At 63.5% G+C, this 23,358-nt stretch carries 17 protein-coding genes and 2 tRNA genes; 11 read left to right on the forward strand and 8 right to left on the reverse strand.

The features are described 5' to 3' along the window. Positions 1-10: 10 nt before the first annotated feature. The 4 genes from JMY28_RS15215 to JMY28_RS15230 form a co-directional block, all read right to left on the reverse strand. A complete protein-coding gene (locus JMY28_RS15215) occupies positions 11-1,816 on the reverse strand; it encodes an AMP-binding protein (protein WP_201696766.1) in 1,806 nt (601 codons plus the stop codon). Between the two features lie 216 nt (positions 1,817-2,032). After that, positions 2,033-3,250: an MFS transporter gene (locus JMY28_RS15220; protein ID WP_201696767.1), complete on the reverse strand. Its 1,218-nt coding sequence runs from the start codon at positions 3,248-3,250 to the stop codon at positions 2,033-2,035. 392 nt (positions 3,251-3,642) lie between these two features. Next, positions 3,643-5,052, reverse strand: a complete 1,410-nt coding sequence (locus JMY28_RS15225; protein WP_201696768.1) for a tetratricopeptide repeat protein — start codon at positions 5,050-5,052, stop codon at positions 3,643-3,645. Positions 5,053-5,257: 205 nt separating this feature from the next. Further along, positions 5,258-6,361 carry a porin gene (locus tag JMY28_RS15230; RefSeq protein ID WP_201696769.1) on the reverse strand — a complete coding sequence of 368 codons (1,104 nt, stop codon included), beginning with the start codon at positions 6,359-6,361 and terminating at the stop codon, positions 5,258-5,260. A 371-nt stretch (positions 6,362-6,732) separates the two neighbouring features. On the opposite strand from JMY28_RS15230, the gene JMY28_RS15235 reads away from it, so the two are divergent. Both JMY28_RS15235 and JMY28_RS15240 read left to right on the forward strand, forming a co-directional pair. After that, a complete protein-coding gene (locus JMY28_RS15235; protein ID WP_201696770.1) occupies positions 6,733-7,506 on the forward strand; it encodes an SDR family oxidoreductase in 774 nt (257 codons plus the stop codon). 81 nt (positions 7,507-7,587) lie between these two features. Continuing rightward, complete coding sequence (locus JMY28_RS15240; protein WP_201696771.1) at positions 7,588-9,300, forward strand: long-chain fatty acid--CoA ligase; 1,713 nt, start codon at positions 7,588-7,590, stop codon at positions 9,298-9,300. A gap of 126 nt (positions 9,301-9,426) precedes the next feature. Here the strand turns inward: JMY28_RS15240 and JMY28_RS15245 are convergent, their stop codons facing one another. Next, positions 9,427-9,789, reverse strand: a complete 363-nt coding sequence (locus JMY28_RS15245) for a hypothetical protein (protein WP_201696772.1) — start codon at positions 9,787-9,789, stop codon at positions 9,427-9,429. A gap of 249 nt (positions 9,790-10,038) precedes the next feature. Here JMY28_RS15245 and JMY28_RS15250 point away from each other — a divergent pair, with 249 nt between their 5' ends. The 8 genes from JMY28_RS15250 to oxlT all read left to right on the forward strand — a co-directional run bounded on the left by JMY28_RS15250 (position 10,039) and on the right by oxlT (position 19,593). Then, complete coding sequence (locus JMY28_RS15250; RefSeq protein WP_069267852.1) at positions 10,039-10,758, forward strand: GntR family transcriptional regulator; 720 nt, start codon at positions 10,039-10,041, stop codon at positions 10,756-10,758. Positions 10,759-11,102: 344 nt separating this feature from the next. Next, complete coding sequence (gene oxc, locus JMY28_RS15255) at positions 11,103-12,851, forward strand: oxalyl-CoA decarboxylase (RefSeq protein WP_201696773.1); 1,749 nt, start codon at positions 11,103-11,105, stop codon at positions 12,849-12,851. Positions 12,852-12,896: 45 nt separating this feature from the next. After that, on the forward strand, positions 12,897-14,147 hold the full coding sequence (gene frc, locus JMY28_RS15260; protein WP_201696774.1) for a formyl-CoA transferase: 1,251 nt from the start codon (positions 12,897-12,899) through the stop codon (positions 14,145-14,147). A gap of 168 nt (positions 14,148-14,315) precedes the next feature. After that, positions 14,316-14,750, forward strand: coding sequence for a PAS domain-containing protein (locus JMY28_RS15265; protein ID WP_201696775.1), 435 nt, complete (start codon positions 14,316-14,318; stop codon positions 14,748-14,750). A gap of 18 nt (positions 14,751-14,768) precedes the next feature. Continuing rightward, entirely contained in the window at positions 14,769-15,128 is a 360-nt protein-coding gene (locus JMY28_RS15270; protein ID WP_201696776.1) for a hypothetical protein, read from the forward strand. Positions 15,129-15,188: 60 nt separating this feature from the next. After that, on the forward strand, positions 15,189-16,754 hold the full coding sequence (locus JMY28_RS15275; protein ID WP_201696777.1) for a Re/Si-specific NAD(P)(+) transhydrogenase subunit alpha: 1,566 nt from the start codon (positions 15,189-15,191) through the stop codon (positions 16,752-16,754). A gap of 9 nt (positions 16,755-16,763) precedes the next feature. Further along, positions 16,764-18,158 carry an NAD(P)(+) transhydrogenase (Re/Si-specific) subunit beta gene (locus tag JMY28_RS15280; protein ID WP_201696778.1) on the forward strand — a complete coding sequence of 465 codons (1,395 nt, stop codon included), beginning with the start codon at positions 16,764-16,766 and terminating at the stop codon, positions 18,156-18,158. A gap of 109 nt (positions 18,159-18,267) precedes the next feature. Continuing rightward, complete coding sequence (gene oxlT, locus JMY28_RS15285; protein WP_236596880.1) at positions 18,268-19,593, forward strand: oxalate/formate MFS antiporter; 1,326 nt, start codon at positions 18,268-18,270, stop codon at positions 19,591-19,593. A 26-nt stretch (positions 19,594-19,619) separates the two neighbouring features. On the opposite strand, the gene JMY28_RS15290 is transcribed toward oxlT, so the two are convergent. The 3 genes from JMY28_RS15290 to JMY28_RS15300 all read right to left on the reverse strand — a co-directional run bounded on the left by JMY28_RS15290 (position 19,620) and on the right by JMY28_RS15300 (position 20,495). Further along, on the reverse strand, positions 19,620-19,925 hold the full coding sequence (locus JMY28_RS15290) for a hypothetical protein (protein ID WP_201696780.1): 306 nt from the start codon (positions 19,923-19,925) through the stop codon (positions 19,620-19,622). Positions 19,926-20,147: 222 nt separating this feature from the next. Continuing rightward, positions 20,148-20,234: transfer RNA gene (locus JMY28_RS15295), tRNA-Leu, on the reverse strand. A gap of 174 nt (positions 20,235-20,408) precedes the next feature. Further along, positions 20,409-20,495 (reverse strand) — tRNA-Leu (locus JMY28_RS15300). A gap of 396 nt (positions 20,496-20,891) precedes the next feature. On the opposite strand from JMY28_RS15300, the gene rnr reads away from it, so the two are divergent. Next, on the forward strand, positions 20,892-23,354 hold the full coding sequence (gene rnr / locus JMY28_RS15305) for a ribonuclease R (RefSeq protein ID WP_201696781.1): 2,463 nt from the start codon (positions 20,892-20,894) through the stop codon (positions 23,352-23,354). Positions 23,355-23,358: the final 4 nt, after the last annotated feature.

Here is a 23,358-nt window from a genome sequence, read left to right on the forward strand (position 1 = left end):
CATCAGCGTCTCACGTCTGCGGCTTCTTCGCGGCTTTCGCGATTTCCTCGTCGCGCAGCTGTCGGCGCAGGATCTTGCCGACGGTCGACTGCGGCAGCGACTCACGGAACTCCACGATGCGCGGCACCTTGTAGCCCGTGAGCTGCTGGCGGCAGAACTGGATCAGCGCGTCTTCCGTGAGGGTGGGATCGCTCTTCACGATGAACACCTTCACGCGCTCGCCCTGGACCGGATCGGGCACGCCGATCGCAGCCACCTCGCGCACGCCGGGGTGCATCGCCACCACGTCCTCGATCTCGTTCGGATACACGTTGAATCCCGACACGAGAATCATGTCCTTCTTGCGGTCGACGAGGCGGATATAGCCGCGCGCATCCATCACGCCGATGTCGCCGGTCGTGAGCCATCCATCGGCAAACACCTTTGCCGTTTCGTCCTGGCGATTCCAGTAGCCCTTCATCACTTGCGGGCCCTTTACGCAGAGCTCGCCGGCTTCGCCGATGGCGGCCCACGTGCCGTCGTCCTTGCGAAAGCGCACCTGCGTGGATGGCGCTGGCAGCCCGATCGAGCCTTCCGGATGCGCCTGGCCCGCGTCCGCGCGCTCGACATCGACGGGATTCATGGAGACGATCGGCGAGCATTCGGTGAGCCCATAGCCTTCCACGACTGACTTGCCCGTCACGGCCCGGAACCGGTCGGCGACGGCTTTCTGCATGGCCATGCCGCCCGCCATCGCGAGCTTGAGGCCCGAGAAGTCGCGCTGGCGGAACTCAGCGTTATCGAGCAGCGCGCTATAGAGCGTGTTGACCGCGCTGAGGCAACTGAACGTCTCGTGCCGCAGCACCTTCATGACGCGCTTCATGTCGCGCGGATTGGCGATCAGGATGTTGCGACCGCCTAGCGCGAGGAAGATCAGCGCATTGATGGTGAGCGAATAGATGTGATAAAGCGGCAACGGCGTGAGCACCGTCTCGGCTTTGGCGTCGAGCTGGTTGCCGACCCACGCCTTTGCCTGCTGCACGTTCGCCAGGACGTTGCCGTGCGTGAGCATCGCACCCTTCGCGACACCCGTGGTGCCGCCCGTGTACTGCAGGAACGCGAGATCGTCGGCGTGGGTCGCAACCGGCGCGTGTGGCGCGTGCGCGCCTTGCGCGAGCGCATCGAGAAGACGCACTGCCTGCGGGAGGTGGTAGGGCGGCACCATCTTCTTCACGTGGCGCAGCATGACGTTGATGAAGCGGCCCTTGAGGTTCACGCCTTCGCCCAGCAAGTCGCCAAGCGCCGTCACGAGGATGCGTTGCACCTGTGTGCCGGGCAGCGCCGCTTCGAGCGTGGCTGCGAAATTCTCGAACACGACGATGGTCTGCGCGCCGCTGTCCTGCAACTGATGCGCAAGCTCGCGCACGGTGTAGAGCGGGTTGACGTTGACGACCACGGCACCAACCTTGAGTGCCCCAAAGAGGGCGACCGGATACTGCAAGGTGTTGGGCAGCATGATCGCGACACGCTCGCCTCGCTGCACGCCCGCGCCTTGCAGCCAGGACGCGAACGCCGTGGCCTTGCGGGCGAGCGCGGCGTAGGTCATCGGCGAGCCAGCGCTCACGTAGGCGACGCGCTCGCTAAAGCGCGCCGTGCAATCGTCGAAGAAGTGCGTGAGCGAGGCGTACTGGCTTGCGCCAATTTCGCGTGGCACGCCGGGAGGGTACGAGGCGTACCAGATACCGTCGGTATTGGGTGGGGCCGCCTGAGGTGGGGCCGCTAGCTGTGCGGAAGCCGCCACGGGGCTCGCCGGATCGGGCTGGGGCGTTTCGCTCATAGTGGATCTCCGGGCGGTATGTCTGCCGACTGCAAAAGCGTATGCGCTTTCATCATGCAACGTCACGCACCGCGCGGCCAGGAGGTCTTACCCGGTGTGCGAGTGCGGGCGCTCGACAATAGTCAAAGTCAGCAAAAAGGCCGTGCGGGCGAACCCGGCACGGCCTTTCATTGTGTTGCTGCGTCGCGGCGTTACGGGGCCACCGCATGAGGCTCGTTAGACGCCCGATACCTCTTTCGCGGTCTGCGTCATGTCGATGCCTCGACGTTCGCGGCTGAACGGGATCAGCACCGCGATCACGATGGCGACCGTGCCGGCGACGATCGCCATGGCCATCGAGTAGTTCTGGTTGTGCGTTTCGGCAAGCGACGCCTGCAGCGTGGCGTTCACCGAAGCGAACAGGTTACCGAGCTGATAGACGAGGCCCGGGAAGGTCGCACGCACTTCGTCAGGCGAAATCTCGTTGAGGTGCACCGGGATCACCCCCCATGCGCCTTGCACCGAAATCTGCATGAGGAACGCGCCGAGCGCGAGCAGCACCGGGCCCTGCGAGAACGCCCACAGGGGCAGCACGGGCAGCGCGATCAGCGCGGCGATGAAGATTGCCTTGCGGCGGCCGATCTTTTCGGAAACCTGACCGAAGAAGAGGCCACCCACGATCGCGCCGAGATTGAGCACGATGGTGATGATCGATACCGTGTGCGGGTCGAAGTGATGCTGTTCGCGCAGGAAGGTCGGATACAGATCTTGCGTGCCGTGCGAGAAGAAGTTGAACGCCGTCATCAGCACGATGGCGTACAGCGAAAGCTTCCAGTTGTGCTTGAGCGTAGTGAGCAGGGTCGGACGCGCGCGCTTTTGCATCTCCTTGAAGGCCGGGGATTCGGGCACGTGCATACGCACATAGACCACGAGCAGTGCCGGCAGCACGCCGACGAAGAACATGCCACGCCAGCCGATGTACTGGTACAGCACGCCGAACACGATCGAGGCGAGCAGAAAACCGCTCGGATAGCCCGCCTGCAGCAGGCCGGAAACGATGCCGCGCGACTTGGGCGGAATGGTTTCCATGGTGAGCGCGGAGCCCACGCCCCATTCGCCGCCCATCGCGACGCCGAAGAGCCCGCGCAGGACGATGAAGGTTGCGAGGTTGGGCGAGAAGCCCGTGAGCAGTTCGAGTATGGAATAGCACGCGATGTTGATCATCAGCGTGGGACGGCGGCCGTATTTATCGGCGAGTCGGCCGAATATCAGCGCGCCGAGCGGGCGCAAGGCCAGTGTCAGCGTAATGGCAAAAGCCACTGCCGGGATTTTGGTGTTGAATTCGGTGGCGATGTCTTTCAGAACGAAAACCATCAGAAAGAAATCGAATGCGTCGAGCGTCCATCCCAGGTACGCCGCGATCGTGACGTTCTTCTGTTCACGCGTCCAGCTCATGTTGATTCTTCTCCTGTGAAACTGGGGCAATGCCATGTCTCCTGTCGATAGCAGTCGGCGCTTTAGCGCTTACCGCAATCTCATGCACGTGCCGGCATTGCGTTGTGTGGCTTAGTTGTGTCGCTTGGAGCGGCCCCCCCGTAACGGGCCGTGCGCGAGCAGTGTACGCCCGGCATTAAACATTTGCATGCTTCTTGACTACAACCCGTAGTAATCCCTGGGAAGTACGCTTATAAGCGAAAGCATTTTGTTTTAATCGTAAATTAAATGTAATTAATGTGCAGGGAATTAAATGGACGAATGCGTCAACGGATGCCGATGAACGAAGGCAAACGAGCGGGCATTTGCCCGCTCGTTTGCGTTGAAAAGTCACACGATGGCTATCGCGCGGTCTAGCTGCGAAGCAACCAGCCGATGGCGCGCGAAATGACGTCGTGCCATTCGCCCATTTGCGTCTGGCGCAGGACCGTCGCCGCGCTCATCCACGGCGTGCGCGCGTCAGTCTGGCCCCAGCGCCATTCGCCGGTGGGGTTGACGAGCACAGCGGTTGGCTTGCCCAGCATTGCGCTCAGGTTTGCGGCGACGGCGTCCACGCTCAGCACGGCGTCGAGCTGTTCGATGCAGGCCGCCGTGTCGGCGAAGCTCGCGATGCCGGGCCCGTAGTGGCTCATGGCGCCTCGGGGCGTGCCGTTCGCCAGCTCGGCTACGGGGTGGTGCAGGCTGACGAACTGGACTTCGCGCGCGAGCGCGGGGTGGGTAGTGAGGCGCTCGAGTTGCGCGAGCGGTACGCTGCGCAAGCCGGCCCAGCAACGCTCCTTGCTGCCGATTTCTGTGGCGTGCTGTTGTGCGCAGTCCCAGAAGAGGCCGACGAGCCGTTTGCCAGGCGCGCGCGCGCGCAGCGTTTGCGACCACGTGGACGCGCGTTCGCGCGCTGCCGCAGGGGCACGCAGATAAGCATCGAAATAGGGTTGAGGCCGCGGTGAATCTTCGGCCGCGAGCAGCGGCAGATGGAGCAGCGTGGCCTGCAGCGTCGGCGCGAATGCCTTGATAGTGTCCAGCGCTTCGGGCGGCAAGGGCGCGCTCACTGTGAGCGGGCGCGCGGTGCCAATTACGGTGCACCCGGGCAACGAAGCCTGCACGAGGCCATGTATCGCGTGGTCGCACGTGAGCGCGATATCGGCGCCCGCGTCACGCCACTGGCGCACGGACGCGAACAACAGGAACTGGTCGCCAAAGCCCATCTGGTGCGTCACGAGCACGCGCTCGCCGCGCAGGTCGCGTTGGCCGCTCCACATCGGCGCTTCGGCGTAACGATAGCTGCCGCTGTCGCCACGATTGCGTTCGAGCCAGTGTGTGAATCCACGCGTGTCGCCGAGGCTCAGCAACGCTTCGGCCAGCCACTTGCGCGCCCTTTGCGCGTCTCGCGAGAAGTCGGCCGGATAGCGGCTCAACGCGGTTTCGAGGTGCTCGATGGCGCGCTGCGTTTCGCCGCTCAGGTACAGATCGCGCCCGATCCGCGCTTCGCAGAAAAGCGGGTTCCACGGCAATGACTGATGCGCGAGCCAGTTGGCGGCCGCCTCGGCGTGGCGCCCGCGCAGGCGCAACGCGCGGCCTCGCGCGTGGATGAACCCACGGTTCTCGGGATCGAGCGCGAGGCCTTTGTCGGCCCAGGGCAGCATCTGCTCGTCGCGCCGCGTTTGGACCAGCGTTTGACAGATCTGCATGAGCAGGTCCGTATTTTCGGGCGCGCGCGCGTGGGCCTCGAAGGCTTCGAGAAGTTGTTGTTGGGCAGATTGGGACATGGGGCGGGCGGACGTCGAACGTTTCTGGGAGACAGAAAAATTCTATCGACGCCATCCTGCAGGGGAATCAGACAAATCTGAGATATCGCGGGGACTGGCGCTGTCAGCGTGCGCTAACGAGAAAAGGCGGAAAAACGGCGGCGCAGCGTTCGAAGCGCTGCGCCGCCGTTGTGCCGGTCATCAGACCCAGCGATGCGATCCGCTATTAGAAGATGTTGCGAAAGCCGACTGCGACGCCGGTCTGATTGTTGCGACCCGGGAAGTCGGCGGTTGCCGAGCCGGTGCCGCGCATGAAGTCGACCGTGCCATACACTTCGGTGCGCTTCGACAGCGAGTATTCGGCGAGTACCACTGCCGAGTAGCGCACGCCGGTGCTGAGCGTCACGCCGTCGTCGTTCAGGCCGTTCTTTGCGTGGTCGTAGTAGTACGCTGCGGTCAGTAGCAGCGGCGCGGTGACCTGCCACGTTGCGCCGGCATAGAGGCCGTTATCGATGCGGTTCGTTCTGGTCACAGGCGTCGCGAAGTTCGCCGCGGGCGAGTTCGCGGCTGCCATGAACTGGTCCACCATGCCCGTGTTGTCCTGGCCCCACAGCCAGCCGCCGTACAGGTGAACCGGACCGAGCGCATAGACCGCGCCGAGGTTGGCCACGCGGTACTTGTTGTTGTGCAGGTCGCTATTCTGCTGGTAGCCCGCGAGCAGCTGGACCGGACCGGCCGCGTAAGTGGCCGTGAAGCCGTACATGTTGCTCGCGCCGACGCTGCCCGCCACACCGCCGAAGCTGTACATGCCTTCGACCTCGAGGCCGCCGAATTTGCCGTCGTACTTGACCGAGTTATTCTCACGCAGACCGTAGCCGAGTGCGCCCGGCAGCCAGCCGTCCTGGTCGAAGTTGCCGACGGTCAGCGGGTCGAAGGTGTTACCCAGCTGATCGAACAGCGGCGTGTTCTGACGGCCCATCGTGACCGTGCCGTACTTGTCGCTCGATACGCCCACGTACGCCATCCGGTTGAACAGCGTATTCGAGCTCGCCAGTTGGCCGTTCCAGAGGTTGAACCCGTTTTCGAGGCGGAAGAGGGCTGAGAGGCCGCCGCCCAGATCCTCGGTGCCCTTCAGGCCCCAGCGGCTGCCGGTGATCGGGCCTTGCGTCATCTGCAGTTCGTTGTCGTTGTTCGCGTTAGCGTTCGTGAGGTAACGGATACTGGTGTCGACGATACCGTACAGCGTGACCGAGCTTTGCGCGAAGCTGTGCTGGCAAGCCAGGGCGAGGGCAAGGCCGCCGATGGCCGATGCGATCTGGGTGTGTCTCACGGTGGGATCCTTTTTCTTCTGCTGTGTGTTGTAAGTTCATCGGACCGCCGGGGTGCCGGGGCCGTATTTCTTGTATGTCGAGCCAGGGGATGCTGGCTGGAGGCCGATGATAGACGCTTGATAGCGGGCTGAAAACGCCGCCTGTCGCGCGATTGCAACGGTTGCGCGCGCAAGCATCCGCCGGCGCGTTTCGTTTTGAGACGACCCAGCCCGCATACCGCCGGCCGCAAAAAGCAGAAAATGTCAATTAATGAACGGTCGTGCTTTTCCCTATTTTTTTGACTGGAGGGCCCCGCTAGAATCGTTGGCATCTCATCGCGTTCCGCAATGCGGAATTTTGGTCAGTCGACAGACATCAAGGAGACGAAAGCATGCGGGTCAGGGAAATGTTCGAGCTGGATGGTCAGGTTGCACTCATCACCGGCGGCTCGCGCGGGCTGGGTTTGCAGATGGCGCAGGCGCTAGGCGAGATGGGCTGCCATGTGGTGATCACGGCGCGCAAGGCCGACGAACTCGGAGAGGCGGCGAGCCATCTGCAGGAACTCGGCATCAAGGCGACCACGATCGTGAGCGATCTGCAACGCGCCGAGGCCGCGAAGCCGCTCGTTGACGAGACGCTTGCGGCCTGCGGCCAGATCGACATCCTTGTGAACAATGCGGGCGCCACGTGGGGCGCACCCGCGGAGGACTACCCCGACGAAGCGTGGCACAAGGTGATGAACCTGAACGTGAACGCGCCGTTCTTCCTCGCGCGCGAAGTGGGCAAGCGCAGCATGATCCCGCGTCAGCGTGGCAAGATCATCAACGTGGCTTCGATTGCCGGCCTGAAGGGCTCGCTTGGGTCCATGCAGACCATTGCGTACAACACCTCGAAGGCGGCGGCCATCAATTTCACGCGCGCGCTGGCTGCCGAATGGGGCAAGTACAACATCAATGTGAATGCGATCTGCCCGGGGTTCTTTCCCTCGAAGATGTCGGCCGGCCTCCTCGACAAGCTGGGGCAGGTGGTGATCGACCATACGCCGCTGCACCGTCTCGGCGACGACGACGATCTCAAGGGCGCCGTGGTGTTTCTCGCGAGCCAGGCGTCGCGGCATATGACGGGTCAGTATCTCGCCGTCGATGGCGGCGCGAGCATCGTCTGATTACGCATGGAACGTGCCGCGAGGCCGCCGCGCGCGGCTGGCGGCCACGTTCTTCACAAATCTTGCCCGACGGAGCTTGCCATGTCCACGTCTGCCCCGACGCCATCCGTAAATTCGCCGTCCTCGTCATCGCCACATTGGCCCGCGCACCTTTCGCCGCATCTGAGCATTCCGCAGACCAACCTCTTCTATAACGCGGAGGTCTCGGCGGCGCGCTATCCCGACAAGCCGTTCATCGTCTTCTACGACACGCCGATTACGTTCGCGCAGTTCAAGGACGAGGCCGAGCGCGTGGCTGGCTACCTGCAGCAGGAGTGCGGCGTGAAGGCCGGCGATCGCGTGCTGCTCTACATGCAGAACAGTCCCCAGTGGGTCATCGCCTATTACGGCATCCTGCGCGCCAACGCCGTGGTCGTGCCGGTCAATCCGATGAACCTCACCGAGGAACTCGCGCACTACGTGGAAGACAGCGGTGCGACGACGGCTTTCGTCGCGCAGGATCTCTACCCGCGTATTGCGCCGCTCGTGCGCGAAGGCGAGGGTGAGGGCCTGAAGCATCTGCTCGTTGCAACGTATAGCGATTATCTGAAGTGCGAGCCGTTTTCGCCGCCGCCCGAATTCGTGAGCGCGCCGCGCTCTGTGAGTGGTCCGGGCGTCGCACACTGGGTCGATGTGCTCGAGGCGTATTGCGTGCCCGGAGCGCTCACCGCCGGCCCCGACGACCTCTGCGTGATGCCGTACACCTCGGGCACCACGGGCAAGCCCAAAGGCTGCATGCACACGCATCGCAGCGTGATGGCGACGGCCGTGGGCGGTTGCAACTGGTTCGGCAGTAATCAGGATGCCGTACAACTTTCCGTGTTGCCGCTCTTTCACGTAACGGGCATGCAGGGCGGCATGAACAGCCCGATCTACAACGGCTCGACCGTGGTGTTGCTGCCGCGCTGGGATCGCGACGCCGCGGCGCGTGCGATCGAGCACTACCGCATCAACGGCTGGCAGGCTATCTCGACGATGGTGGTGGACTTTATCTCGAACCCGCGCATTCACGAGTACGACCTGTCCAGCCTCGCCTGGATGCGTGGTGGCGGCGCGACGATGCCCGACGCGGTGGTGAAGAAGCTCAAGGATCTGACCGGGCTCGATTTCGTAGAAGGCTACGGCATGTCGGAAACCATGGCTGGCACCCATATCAATCCGCCGCAGCGTCCCAAGCCGCAGTGTCTCGGCATTCCGGTTTTCGACGTCGACTCGCGTGTGATCGATCCGATTACGCTGGAGGAAGTGCCGCCCGGCGAATCGGGCGAGTTGATCATGCATGCGCCGCAGGTGATGCAGGGCTACTGGCGCAACCCCAAGGCAACGAGCGAAGCGTTCATCGAACGCGACGGCAAGCGCTTCCTGCGCACGGGCGATCTCGTGCGGCGCGACGAGGAAGGCTATTACTTCATGACCGATCGCCTCAAACGCATGATCAACGCGTCGGGCTACAAGGTCTGGCCGGCCGAGGTCGAAGCGCTGATGTACCGGCACCCGGCGATCAATGAGGTGTGCATCATCGGTACGCAGGACGCGCGGCGCGGCGAGACCGTGAAGGCGGTCGTCGTCCTCGATCCGCAGCAGGTCGGCAGCGTGAACGAAGACGACATCATCGCGTGGGCGCACGACAACATGGCGGCGTACAAAGCGCCGCGCGTCGTGCAGTTCGTCGACGCGCTGCCGAAATCGGGTAGCGGCAAGATTCTGTGGCGCAAGCTGCAGGAAGAAGAGGCCGAGGCTCGGAGCAACGCCTGAGCGCATAGGCCTGCGCAGTTCCCCTTAGTTATCCTTCAATATCGAACCCGTCTGGATAGCGCGGTTGTGCGCGCCCAATCCAGACGGGTTTCGTCTTTATCGGGCGCGCGCTTTCGTGCGTACGCGTCACGCGCCTGCAAGCGCGGGCAAACCGCCTTCGCGCCAATCCTGCTCCATGGCGGTGGCCATGCCCCATTCCTGTGAACCGCGTGGCGCGGGCGCCGCCAGCGGCCATTCGCCCGGCGCCTGCGCGTTCTTGCGAGCAAGGATCGCCTCGCACAGAAATTCCATGCTGTATGCCTTCAGCAGATGCGGGTGATTCGTCTCGATATAAGCCGCGACGCGCGCATGTTCACCGGCGACCGAGGCGAGCGAGTAGAGCGTGCGCGCATCCCAGCGAAAACGCAGACCCAGTTCGGCAAATGCCGTATTGAACGCGCACAGTTGCGCTTCCAGTTGACGATCGTGGCGGGTGTCCAGGTGGCTCATGGCTGTCTCCTCATGTCGAGTAACGTGAAGCAAGAGTAGAAGCGCCAATGAATAAGCGATAGTTAAAGTTTTTTTCGAAAAATATAAGTAAAGCTGTATGGATAGCGGGTAAACCCGCGAACTGCGAGAGATGCGCGCCGGTTACGCGTAAACCCCGCTTAGCCACGAGCACTCTACTGATATATTGTATTGGAAATATGAAATTCTGCAGTAGCGCCGGCTAAACAGAACGTTGGAGACAAACGACCGATGTCCGCCGAAAGAGAATTCGTCACCGGGATGCCCCCGGTCACCTTGACGCTGGAGCCGATCAACGCAACCGCTTCGCTGCGCGATCAGGCCTACGCGAAGCTCAAGCAGGCCATTGCCGAAACCGACATCTACCGCTCGCGAGACGAGATCCGTCTAGATGAGAAAGAATTGACCGAGAAACTGGGCGTGAGCCGTACGCCCGTGCGCGAAGCGATGACGCTACTGGAGCAGGAGGGTTTTCTACGCACGGTGCCCCGACGCGGTGTTTACATCTTGCGCAAGACGCGCAAGGAGATCGTGGAGATGATCTATATGTGGGCCGCGCTCGAAAGCATCGCCGCGCGCCTGGCCACGCAGCGCGCTTCGGACGATGACATTGCAGGCCTGCGACGCATGTTTGCGACCTTCGGCGACTCGACACCCTCGGACCATATAGAGGAGTACTCGGAGGCGAACATCATGTTCCACCAGTCGCTGGTGGAGCTTTCGAAGTCGCCGATCATCGTCGACACCATCAAGAACATCTTCATGCATGTGCGCGCGATCCGGCGCATGACGATCGCGCAGAGCGATCGCGCGTCGCGCTCGATCGTGGAGCACATGCGCATTATCGAGGCGCTCGAGGCGCGCGACACCGAACGCGTCGAGCAACTCGTGCGGCAGCACTCGATAGAACTCGCGCTGTTCGTGGAAGCCAACTGCGATTTTCTGGACTGAAGCGTTGAGGCGCGCCCCGTCGAGCCGTCGATTCATATCGGCTCGACGCATGAGTAAGAGGCATCGATACGCAGATCGTCTGAATGAGCGCCGCGATGCTGAAAGAAAAGTATGGAGTACGTAACAAGTTCGTTGGGACGTTTGGGCCGATTGAAGGTGCTTGCCCATGGTGTGCCGCATCAAGGTTTGCCGCTTTGCGAGCGATCTCATGAGACGGCATCGGGGCAGCGCGGCGCGACGCAGTGCAGCAAACGCGGTATGGGTAAAAAAACGTCTTGACTAATATTGTGTGTGGAATATTGTATATCACGAATCACACTACGCCCCGCCAAAGAGGAGACGTCATGGCAGAAGCAGGCATCAACGAGGCACAGCAGAACCCTGTGCCGGAAGCGCAGCAAACGACCGATGGTTTTCATCTCGTCATCGACGCGCTGAAACTCAACGATATCGACACGATCTTCGGTCTCGTCGGTATTCCCATTACCGATCTCGCCCGTCTCGCGCAGGCCGAGGGCATGCGCTTCATCGGCTTCCGGCACGAGCAGAACGCTGGCAACGCCGCGGCCGTGGCGGGCTACATGACGAAGAAGCCGGGCATCTGCCTGACCGTTTCCGCGCCGGGCTTCCTGAACGGCCTGACCGCACTGGCCAACGCGACCACGAACTGCTTCCCGATGATTCTCATCAGCGGTTCGAGCGAGCGCGAGATCGTCGACCTGCAGCAGGGCGACTACGAGGAGATGGATCAGCTCAACGCCGCGAAGCCTTATGCCAAGGCTGCGTATCGTGTGCTGCACGCGGAGGACATTGGCGTTGGCGTGGCGCGTGCGATTCGCGCTGCGGTCTCGGGCCGCCCCGGCGGCGTGTATCTCGACCTGCCGGCCAAGCTGCTCGCGCAGACCATCGACGCCGTGAAGGGCCAGCACTCGCTCATCAAGGTGGTCGACGCAGCACCGCGTCAGATTCCCGCACCCGATGCGGTACAACGCGCTCTCGATGTGATCAGGAATGCGAAGCGTCCGCTGATCCTGCTCGGCAAGGGCGCCGCCTACGCGCAAGCCGACGCGCAGATCCGCGAGCTGGTCGAAAAGAGCGGCATTCCGTATCTGCCGATGTCGATGGCCAAGGGTTTGCTGCCCGACACGCACGAGCAATCGGCATCGGCCGCGCGCTCGTTCGTGCTGGCCGAGTCGGACGCCGTGGTGCTGATCGGCGCGCGCCTGAACTGGCTGCTCTCGCACGGCAAGGGCAAGACCTGGGGCGCGGCAGCCGGACCGAAAACGTTCGTGCAGATCGACATTGCGCCTACGGAAATCGATAGCAACGTCGCCATCGAAGCGCCCGTGATCGGCGACATCGGTTCATGCGTGGAAGCGCTCGTCGCAGGCCTCGGTAATGACTTCCCGCAGCCGCCGGCGGAGTGGCTCGCGGCCGTCGCCGAGCGCAAGAACAAGAACCTGGAAAAGATGGCCGCGACGCTCGAGAAGAATCCGTCGCCGATGAACTTCCACAGCGCGCTGCGTGCCATCCGCGATGTGCTCAAGACGCGCCCCGACATCAACGTGGTCAACGAAGGCGCGAACACGCTCGACTACGCGCGCAGCATCATCGACATGTATCAGCCGCGCAAGCGCTTCGACTCGGGCACGTGGGGGATCATGGGCATCGGCATGGGCTTCGCGATCGGCGCGGCCGTGACGAGCGGCACGCAGGTCGTGGCGATCGAAGGTGACAGCGCGTTCGGCTTCTCGGGCATGGAACTCGAAACGATCTGCCGTTACAACCTGCCGGTCTGCACCATCGTGTTCAACAACAACGGCGTGTATCGCGGTACGGACGTCAACCCGAACGGCGGCTGCGACGTCGCGCCCACGGTGTTCGTGAAGAACGCGCGCTACGACAAGATGATCGAGGCCTTCGGCGGCATCGGCCATCAGGCGACTACGCCTGAAGAACTCACGAGCGCGCTGCTCGAAGCGATCGCGTCGGGCAAGCCCACGTTGATCAACGCAGTCATCGACGAATCGGCCGGGACGGAAAGCGGCCGTCTCACGAATCTGAATCCGCAAAGCGCGGCCATGAAGAAATAAGCCCCCATCGATCAGGTAGATCAGATAGACCAGGAGATACGAGAAATGAGCAAACCCCTCGACGGTATCAAGATCATCGACTTCACGCACGTACAGGCCGGTCCCGCCTGCACGCAGATGCTCGCATGGTTCGGCGCGGACGTGATCAAGGTCGAGCGCCCCGGCGCTGGCGACGTGACGCGCTCGCAACTGCGCGACATTCCCGAAGTCGATGCGCTGTACTTCACCATGCTCAACAGCAACAAGCGCTCGCTCACGCTCGACACGAAGAAGCCCGAAGGCAAGGAAGTGCTGGAAAAGCTGATTCGCGAGTCGGACGTGATGGTCGAAAACTTCGGCCCCGGCGCGCTTGACCGCATGGGCTTCACGTGGGAGCGCATCAACGAACTCAACCCGAAGATGATCGTCGCTTCGGTGAAGGGTTTCAGCGAAGGCCACCATTACGACGACCTCAAGGTCTATGAGAACGTCGCACAGTGCGCGGGCGGCGCGGCTTCGACCACGGGCTTCTGGGACGGCCCGCCCACGGTCAGCGCGGCGGCGCTCGGCGACAGCAACACGGGCATGCACCTCGCCATCGGCATTCTCACGGCGCTGATCGGCCGCGACAAAACCGGCAAGGGCCAGAAAGTGGCCGTGTCGATGCAGGACAGCGTGGTCAACCTGTGCCGCGTGAAATTGCGCGACCAGCAGCGTCTGGACCGCGTGGGCTTCCTCGAGGAATACCCGCAGTACCCGCACGGCACGTTCAGCGATGTGGTGCCGCGCGGCGGCAATGCGGGCGGCGGCGGCCAGCCGGGCTGGGTGCTCAAGTGCAAAGGCTGGGAGACGGACCCGAACGCGTATATCTACTTCACGGTGCAAGGTCACGCCTGGGAGCCGATCTGCCACGCGCTGGGCAAACCCGAATGGATCAACGACCCGAACTACAACACGGCGCAGGCACGTCAGCCGCATATCTTCGACATCTTCGCGACGATCGAAGCGTGGCTCGCCGACAAGACCAAGTTCGAAGCCATCGACATCCTGCGCAAGTTCGACATTCCGTGCGCGCCGGTGCTCAGCATGAAGGAAATCGCTAATGACCCGTCGCTGCGCGCAAGCGGTACTATCGTCGAGGTGCCGCACAAGGAGCGCGGCGCGTACCTCACGGTGGGCAGCCCGATCAAGTTCTCGGATCTGAAGCCGGAGATCACGGGCTCGCCGCTGCTCGGCGAGCACACCGACGAGGTGCTCGCCGACCTCGGCTACTCGGCGCAGCAAATCGCGGCGCTGCACGAGGTGCGCGCGGTTTGAGTTGCGGGTCGCGTTCCATCAGTTGAACGCAGCGCGTAGAAAGCGGGCGCGGCCCACGCTGCGCCCACGCAGCACTGCAATACCAGACTGGCAGGCAGGACGCCGCGCGGCATGTGCAATGCGTGCCGCGCGACGACGATAAGCGACTCACCCCACATAGTCATCGCCATGCAACCCGCCATCGATTTCGAGCAGCTCGCAAACGCCATTGGGGATGCCATCGTCATCTCGGACGCAGCCGGCGACATCACATACTGGAATCCGGCGGCCACGCGCATGTTTGGCTATACGAAGGAAGAAGCGCTCGGCAAGACGCTCGACCTGATCATTCCCGAGCGGCTGCGAGGGCGCCACTGGGAGGGCTATCACAAGACGATGGCGACCGGCCAGACGCGCTACGGCAACGACGTGCTGCGGGTGCCGGCCGTGGACAAGGCGGGCAAGGCGCTTTCCATCGCCTTCACCGTGGCGCTGCTGCACTCGCCGCAGGGTGAACTCAACGGTATCGTCGCCGTGATTCGCGACGAAACGGCGCGCTTCCAGGAAGAGCGCGCGCTCAAGAAACGCATCACCGAACTCGAAGCACAGGCCCAGCAATCCTGAAACCTCTGGAGTTCTTCGATGCACACCGAAAGACTCGGACATTTCGAGGTCGAACTCTCGGCCCGTCAAATGATCCACAACGGCGGCTGGGCTGCGTTTGCCGCGATCCACGCGGTCGAGGCCGCTGCCGACGAACCGGCGGCCGCTGTTTTCCCCCGTCAATGGGTGGTCGACGAAACCGTATTCGAAAGCGAGGCCGCCGCCATTGCCGGGTGCGCGCGAGGCGGCGCTCGCTTTTCTCAGGGGCGGCAATTCGCCCAGCCTGGGCGTGTCATAGGGCAAAGCCCTCATCGAGCCGCGGCACACAAAGTATTCCAACATCAGCAGGAGACGTTTCATGAAGTCGTGGCTACGCTTTCGGCGCGCCAAATGCATTGACGCGCCGCCGATTCCGTTCGTTTTCGCCGCAGCGCGCTCTGTAAAGAACGGAGGCGCATCATGTCGATGACGATTGCGGTCCCCCGCGAGACATATGAAGGCGAACGACGCGTAGCGGCGACGCCTGAAAGTGTGGCACAACTAATCAAGCTGGGTTATGCCGTGGAGGTCGAAGCGGCAGCGGGTGTGAACGCGTCCTACCCGGACGACGCCTACCGCGCAGCAGGCGCGCGCGTCGTGGACGATGCGCAAGCGCTCTTGAGCGGCGCGGATATCGTCATCAAGGTGCGTCCGCCTTCGAGCGAAGAGGTGCAGCGTCTCAAGCCTGGCGCGACGCTGATCGGCTTCATCTGGCCGGCGCAAAACGCGGCGTTGCTCGAGCAACTGGTGGCGCGCGAGGTCACCGCGCTCGCGATGGATTGCGTGCCGCGCATCTCGCGCGCGCAGAAGCTCGACGCGTTGAGCTCGATGGCGAACATGGCCGGCTATCGCGCGGTGGTCGAGGCGGCCCAGCATTTCGGCCGCGTTTTCACGGGGCAGATCACGGCGGCCGGCAAAATGCCGCCCGCCAAGGTGCTCGTGATCGGCGCGGGCGTGGCCGGGCTTGCCGCGATTGGCGCCGCGCGCGGTCTTGGCGCGATCGTGCGGGCGTTCGATACGCGCCCCGAAGTCGGCCAGCAGGTCGAGAGCATGGGGGCGGAGTTCCTGAGCATCGACATCGAGGAGGAGGGCGGCGGCTCAGGCGGGTACGCCAAACAGATGAGCGCGAAGTTCATCGAGGCGGAGATGGCGCTTTTCGAGGCCCAGGCTCGCGAGGTCGACATCATCATCACGACGGCGCTCATTCCGGGCAAACCGGCGCCGCGCCTCATCGACGCGAAGACAGTGGCGTGCATGCGCGCGGGCAGCGTGATCGTCGACATGGCGGCCGAGCAGGGCGGCAACTGCGAACTCACGCGAGCGGGTGAAGTTGTGAATGCGAACGGCGTGACCGTGATCGGCTACACGGATCTGCCAAGCCGCATGGCGAACCAGTCGAGCCAGCTCTACGCGACCAACATCCGCCATCTGCTGACCGATCTCACGCCCGCAAAAGACGGCGAGCTCACGCTCGACATGGACGACGTCGTGCAACGCGGCACCACCGTCATGCAGCGCGGCCAAGTGTGCTGGCCGCCGCCGCCGGTGCAGGTCAGCGCCACGCCTCAAGCGGCTGCGCAGGCGAAGCCCGCCGTGGTTAGCTCTCACGCGAAAGAAGAATCCGCGCAAGCCGCTCCCCGCAATGGCGTCTGGTCGCTCGCAGCGCTCGTCGTCGCCGCGTTGCTGCTGCTCGCGCTCGGCGCGGTGGCGCCGCCAGCGTTCGTCGCACACTTCACGGTGTTCGTACTGGCCGTGTTCGTCGGCTATCAGGTGGTCTGGAACGTCACGCCCTCGCTGCATACGCCGCTCATGAGCGTGACGAATGCGATCAGCGGGATCATCGTGATCGGCGCATTGCTGCATCCGGGCAACGCCAGCACGATCGTGACGGTGCTGGCGGGCATTGCGCTCGTCGTCGCGACCATCAACATCGCGGGCGGCTTTCTCGTCACCCAGCGCATGTTGAAGATGTTCCAACGGACCTGAGGAGACGTCATGCTCAACGGAATCGGCAACATGGCGTGGCTCGGCGCGGCGACGCTCTTCATCCTCAGCCTGCGCGGGCTGAGTCATCCCGCGAGTGCGCGGCGCGGCAACCTGTATGGCGTGACCGGCATGGTGATCGCCGTGCTCGCCACGCTGCTCGTCACGGGCGGCGCGAGCCTGCAAATCGCGCTCATTGCCGCGCTGGTAGGCGGTGCGCTCGGCGCGATCCTCGCGCGGCGCGTGGAGATGACGCAGATGCCGCAGCTCGTCGCGGTGCTGCACAGCTTCGTCGGTCTTGCGGCCACACTGATCGCCTTCGCGAACTTCCTTTCGCCGCAGGCCGCGATGAGCGGCGTCGAGCGCGCGATTCACGACACCGAGATCTATGTCGGCGCGTTCATCGGCACGGTCACGTTCAGCGGTTCGATCGTCGCGTTCCTGAAGTTGCAGGGCACGGTGAGCGGCAAGCCGCTCGTGCTGCCCGCGCGGCATCTGCTCAATGCGGTGGTGTTGGGCGCATGTGTCGTGATCGGGTATCGCTTCGTCAGTGCTCCTGATGGCAGCGATGCGCTCTATGCGCTCATCGTGATGTGCGTGCTGGCGGCGGCGCTCGGCGTCCATCTCGTGATGGCGATCGGCGGCGCGGATATGCCCGTGGTGGTCTCGATGCTCAACAGCTATTCGGGCTGGGCTGCAGCGGCAACGGGCTTCATGCTCGATAACGATCTGCTCGTCACGACGGGTGCGCTGGTTGGATCGAGCGGCGCGATTCTCAGCTACATCATGTGCCGCGCGATGAATCGCAGTTTCGTCTCGGTGGTCCTCGGCGGCTTTGGCACCGTGAGCGCTACGGCTAGCGCAACACCGGAGGGTGAGGTGGTCGCGACCACGGTGGACGAAGTGGGGTCTCTTTTGCGCGACGCACAGGAGGTCGTGATTGTGCCGGGCTATGGCATGGCCGTCGCGCAGGCGCAGGGCACCATCAGCGAGATTACGCGGCGGCTGCGTGCGCTCGGCATACGCGTGCGTTTCGGTATTCATCCGGTTGCAGGGCGTTTGCCGGGCCACATGAACGTGCTGCTCGCCGAAGCGAAGGTGCCGTACGACATCGTGCTCGAAATGGACGAGATCAACGAAGACTTCACGAGCACCGACGTCGTACTCGTGATCGGCGCGAACGATATCGTCAACCCGGGTGCGCAGGAGGATGCGGGCAGCCCGATCGCCGGCATGCCGGTGCTGGAGGTGTGGAAGGCGCGCACGGTGGTCGTCTCCAAGCGCAGCATGGCGACGGGCTACGCGGGCGTGGACAATCCGCTGTTCTATAAGGACAACACACGAATGCTGTTTGGCGATGCGAAGGGCAGCGTCGATGCATTACTGCGGCAACTCGAGGCCGCTTGATGTTTGACGTCAGGCGCGGCGGGCGAACGTCTGCCGCGCTGGCTGTAACGCGGGAAAGAGGCGATGCGGGAAACCCCGCGGGCAATCACAACGGATGGAGACAGACAACGTGGCACACACCGATCGTATCGAAGGCGGCTACACGGCCCGGCGGCACAACCGCTGGGTGCAGCTCGTGGCGGGCATTCTCTGCATGGGGCTCGTGGCGAACCTGCAGTACGCGTGGACGCTCTTCGTCGTGCCGATGGACGCACGGCATCACTGGGGGCAGGCTGCGATCCAGCTCGCCTTCTCCATCTTCATCGTGACAGAAACCTGGCTCGTGCCCGTGGAGGGCTGGCTGGTGGACCGCTTCGGTCCTCGCCCTGTGGTGATGGGCGGTGCGTGCTGCGTGGCGCTCGGCTGGGTGCTCAACGCGTGGGCGCCGGTGCTGCCGGTGCTCTACGTCGCGGCGGTCATCTCGGGCATCGGTGCGGGCTGCGTGTACGGCACGTGCGTTGGCACGGCGCTCAAATGGTTCCCCGACCGCCGTGGCCTCGCTGCCGGCATGACAGCGGCGGGCTTTGGCGCGGGCGCGGCGCTCACGGTCATTCCGATCTCGAACATGATCCAGCAGTCGGGCTATGAGCGCGCGTTCGTGTTCTTCGGACTCCTTCAGGGTGCCTGCATCATGGCGCTGGCACTTGTTATGGTGCGGCCGAAGCCGCCGGCGCACGCAGCGGGCATGAAGCGCGTCGTGGCGACAAAGCTCGATTACACGACGAGGCAGATGGTTCGCGCGCCCGTGTTCTGGGTGATGTACGCGATGTTCGTGTGCGTGGCCGCGGGCGGCATCATCGCGACGGCACAGATCGGCCCGATCGCGAAGAGCTACGGCTTCGCCTCGATGCCAGTCACGCTCGTGGCGGCGACGCTGCCGCTGCTCACGATGACGCTTTCGATCAACAACCTCTGCAACGGCTTTACGCGGCCACTGTGCGGGCTCATTTCGGATCGCATTGGCCGCGAGAATACGATGTTCATCACGTTTCTCGGCGAGGGGCTCGCGCTGCTGGGCTTGCGGGCGTTCGGCCACGACCCGTATCTCTTCATGCTGTTCTCGGGGCTCGTGTTCCTGTTCTACGGCGACATCTTCTCGAACTTTCCGGCGACCTGCGCCGACACGTTCGGCGCGAAATATGCGGCCGGCAACGCAGGCACGCTTTACACCGCGAAGGGGACCGCCGCGCTGCTCGTGCCGGTCGCTACGCTGCTCGCGCTCCACGGTGGCTGGAACATGGTGTTCGATATGGTCGCCTGTGTCGCGATGATGGCGGGCGTGAGCGCGAAGGTGATCTTGCAGCCCATGCGCCGGCGCTGGATCTTTCAGTCGGGTGAGGAGGCGAAGATTACCGATTCGGCGTTCATACCTTCGCCGCTGGGGTCGCATGAGTGAGCGCGTTTGATGGGCGCCCCCGAGTGTTACGGACGGGCGGTTCGGTCGTGATCGCGGGGAGCGGTTACAGGGCGCAACGCCCGCATCATGCGCGCGGCGCCTTGTAGTCTCGCGCGCACGCGTGAGCGGCGTACGCGCCGCGTATCGGCGCGGGCTTGCTCGCGACGCGGGTCCGTTTCGGCAGTACGCTCGCTTTCTAGCCCGAGATGGGCATAACGACCCTCGCTGGCGTTCTTGTCGAGCCAGCGCTCGGGCAGCAGCGTTGCGAGCAGCCAGGTCGCGGCGGCGCCGAAGCTGACCGCGACGATCGCTGCGACGAGAACGAATTCCATTCTGTATTCCTCAATCGGGTGATTCGCGGCGCACGGCAATGTATATCATGAAACATATCGAGGGGCGCAGCCGGCAGCGCAGTCGGCAGAGGTGGGACTGGCATTGCCAATTTGCGTAGAAAGACAGTGCAGATGGAGTGTCGGCCGCAAAACAAAAAAGCCCGCAAATTTGCGGGCTTTTTTGATGAATCCTGTGCGCTGCTAGTTCTGCTTGATGAGACGTGGTGCCCAGGAGAGGACTCGAACCTCCACAGTGTTGCCACCGCTAGGACCTGAACCTAGTGCGTCTACCAATTCCGCCACCTGGGCACGTCTTCAAGCTAGAAGTAGATTATGGCGCGATTTAGCGTGACTGTCAATATATCTTTTCAAAATACTTCATCTCGGGAACGCGGCTGCTGCGATTTGCGCGATAGCAGGGCAGTTGTACTCGATGCTGCGCCGGAAATGAAAAAGGCCGGCATGAAGCCGGCCTTTTGAATCTGGTGCCCAAGAGAGGACTCGAACCTCCACAGTGTTGCCACCGCCAGGACCTGAACCTGGTGCGTCTACCAATTCCGCCACCTGGGCAAGGTGTCGTTTGCTGCTCAATGTGTTGTGCAGCAAAGACCGAAATTATAGCGGGCTGATAATGCCTGTCAAGCGTTTTGTGGAAGGCGATAAAGCGAGGCTGCCGAAGCGTTGCCGGGCGCGTGGAGTGGGCGGTCTCGTCGCGCCGTGAGGCCGCTCCCACGGCTCGTAGGGTGCGATGCGGGTGTTAGAATGCCTCGCAGAAGTTCCGCCGGCAAAAGTACGGGGTTCAGGTGCTGCGTGCAGCGTGGCGCACGCAGTGCGAGCGGTCAGGCAGTCCACGTACGGGCCGGCAGATTGCAGCACTCGAAGACCGGGGCGCCGCCCGCGTGTAATGCAAATTCGGGCCGCGCAAAATCCGACGTCCACGCAACGAGAACAACCATCGACAAGCCCTTGAGCAAATATCCGTACCCGATTCCCAGCCGCGAAGAGATTCTTGGCGTGCTACGGACCAGCGACTCGCCGTGCACCGCGAACGATATCGCCGAGGCGCTCGCCATCAAGCGCCAGGAGCGTGAAGGGTTCTTCAGGCGGCTCGCCGCCATGGAGCGCGACGGGCAGATCCGGCTCGATCCCCGCGGCCACTACCAGCTCGCCCATCCTTCGAATTTCGTCGCCGGGCGCGTGCAGGGGCATCGCGACGGCTACGGCTTCCTCGTACGCGACGACGGGCAGGACGATCTGTTTCTGCCGCAAGGCGAAATGCAGAAGGTCATGCACAACGACCGCGTGCTCGCGCGCATTGTCGGCTATGACCGGCGCGGGCGGCCGGAAGGGCATATCGTCGAAGTCACCGACCGCGCGAACCGCAGTGTGATCGGGCGCCTGCTCAATGAGAACGGCGCGCTGATCGTCGCGCCGGAAGACAAGCGCATCGGCCACGACATTCTCGTCACGCAGAATCCCAAGAAGGCCAAGGTCGGCCAGGTCGTGGTCGTCGAACTCACAGATTTCCCCAGCCGCCACTCGCAGCCGCTCGGCCGGGTGATGGAAGTGCTGGGCGATATCGACGATCCGGGCATGGAGATCGAGATCGCCGTGCGCAAGTACGGCGTGCCACACGAGTTCAGCAAGCCCGCGCTCGACGAAGCCGCGAAGCTGCCCGATGCCGTGCGTCCCACGGACATTCGCTATCGCGTGGACCTGCGCGACGTGCCGCTCGTCACCATCGACGGCGAAGATGCGCGCGACTTCGACGACGCCGTGTATTGCGAGCCGATGCAGGTCGGCAAGGGCGAGGGCTTCCGCCTGATCGTCGCGATCGCCGACGTCTCGCATTACGTGCTACCCGGCGGCGGTCTCGATGTGGACGCCATCGAGCGCAGCACGTCGGTGTACTTCCCGCGTCGCGTGATTCCGATGCTGCCCGAGAAGCTCTCGAACGGGCTCTGTTCGCTCAATCCGCACGTCGACCGCTGCGTGCTCGTGTGTGACATGGTGATCACCGCGCGCGGCGAGATCAAGGCGTACCAGTTTTATCCGGGCGTCATGCACTCGGCGGCGCGGCTCACGTATACCGAAGTCGCAGCGGTGCTCACCAATACCAAGGGCCCCGAGGCGACGCGCCGCGCGGCGCTGCTGCCGCAACTGCAGAATCTCTATGGCGTGTACAAATCGCTCTTCGCCGCGCGCCAGAAGCGCGGTGCGATCGATTTCGACACGACCGAGACGTATATCGTCTGCAATGCGCAAGGCAAGATCGAGCAGATCGTGCCGCGCCAGCGCAACGACGCGCACAAGCTGATCGAAGAATGCATGCTCGCGGCCAACGTGTGCGCGGCGGACTTCATGAAGCGCCATAAGCACCCGGGCCTGTACCGCGTGCACGCGGGACCGACCGCCGAAAAGCTCGAGAACCTGCGCACCTTCCTGCGTGGCATGGGTCTTTCGCTCGGCGGCGGCGATACGCCGCACGCGAGCGACTACGCCGCACTGATGGCGCATATCCGCGACCGGCCCGACGCGCAAATGCTGCAGACCATGCTGCTGCGCTCGATGCAGCAGGCCGTGTACAGCCCGGACAATATCGGTCACTTCGGGCTTGCCTACGAGGCTTACGCGCACTTTACGAGCCCGATTCGCCGCTATCCCGACCTGCTCACGCACCGTGCGATCTACGCGATTCTGCAGGGCAAGAAGTACCAGCCGCAGGCGCCCGAGGGCGTTGAGCTCAACACCGCGCTCTCGCCGCGCGCCCGCGCGATGCAGGCCGAAGACGAGGAAAAGCGCGGCAAGCGCGCCCGGGGCGCCAACACGGCGATCTGGGAAGAGCTGGGCCTGCACTGCTCGGCGAACGAGCGCCGCGCCGACGAAGCCTCGCGCGACGTCGAAGCCTGGCTCAAGTGCTACTTCATGCGCGACAAGCTCGGCGAAGAGTACGGCGGGATGGTGAGCGGCGTGACGTCGTTCGGCATTTTTGTGCAACTCGACGCGCTCTTCATCGAAGGTCTCGTGCACGTGACGGAACTGGGCTCGGATTACTTCCAGTACGACGAGATCAAGAACGAACTGCGCGGCGAGCGCACCGGCATTCGCTATCGCCTCTCGGACCGCGTGCGCGTGCAGGTGAGCCGCGTGGATCTCGACGCGCGCAAGATCGACTTCCGCCTCGTGCGCGATACGCCCGTGAAGCCAGGCGGCAACCGGCCGATGCCGGTCGACAAGGGTGGCATGGATGGCGGTCCGCGCGTTCGCGCGCTGCCGGGTGGCGACATGGCGCGCCAGAGAAAGGCCGCGCCGGCGCAAAGCGTAGCGGTGAAGGAAGCGCGCGCGGCGCGCGGCGCCGCCAAGACCGCGAAGAAACGCTCGCCCGTGAAGCCGCCGCCCAAGAAGCAGGCGCCGCGCAAGAAGCGCTGAGCGC

Origin of the sequence: Paraburkholderia hiiakae (assembly GCF_904848665.1) — a bacterium.
GTDB classification, from domain to species: Bacteria; Pseudomonadota; Gammaproteobacteria; order Burkholderiales; family Burkholderiaceae; genus Paraburkholderia; species Paraburkholderia hiiakae.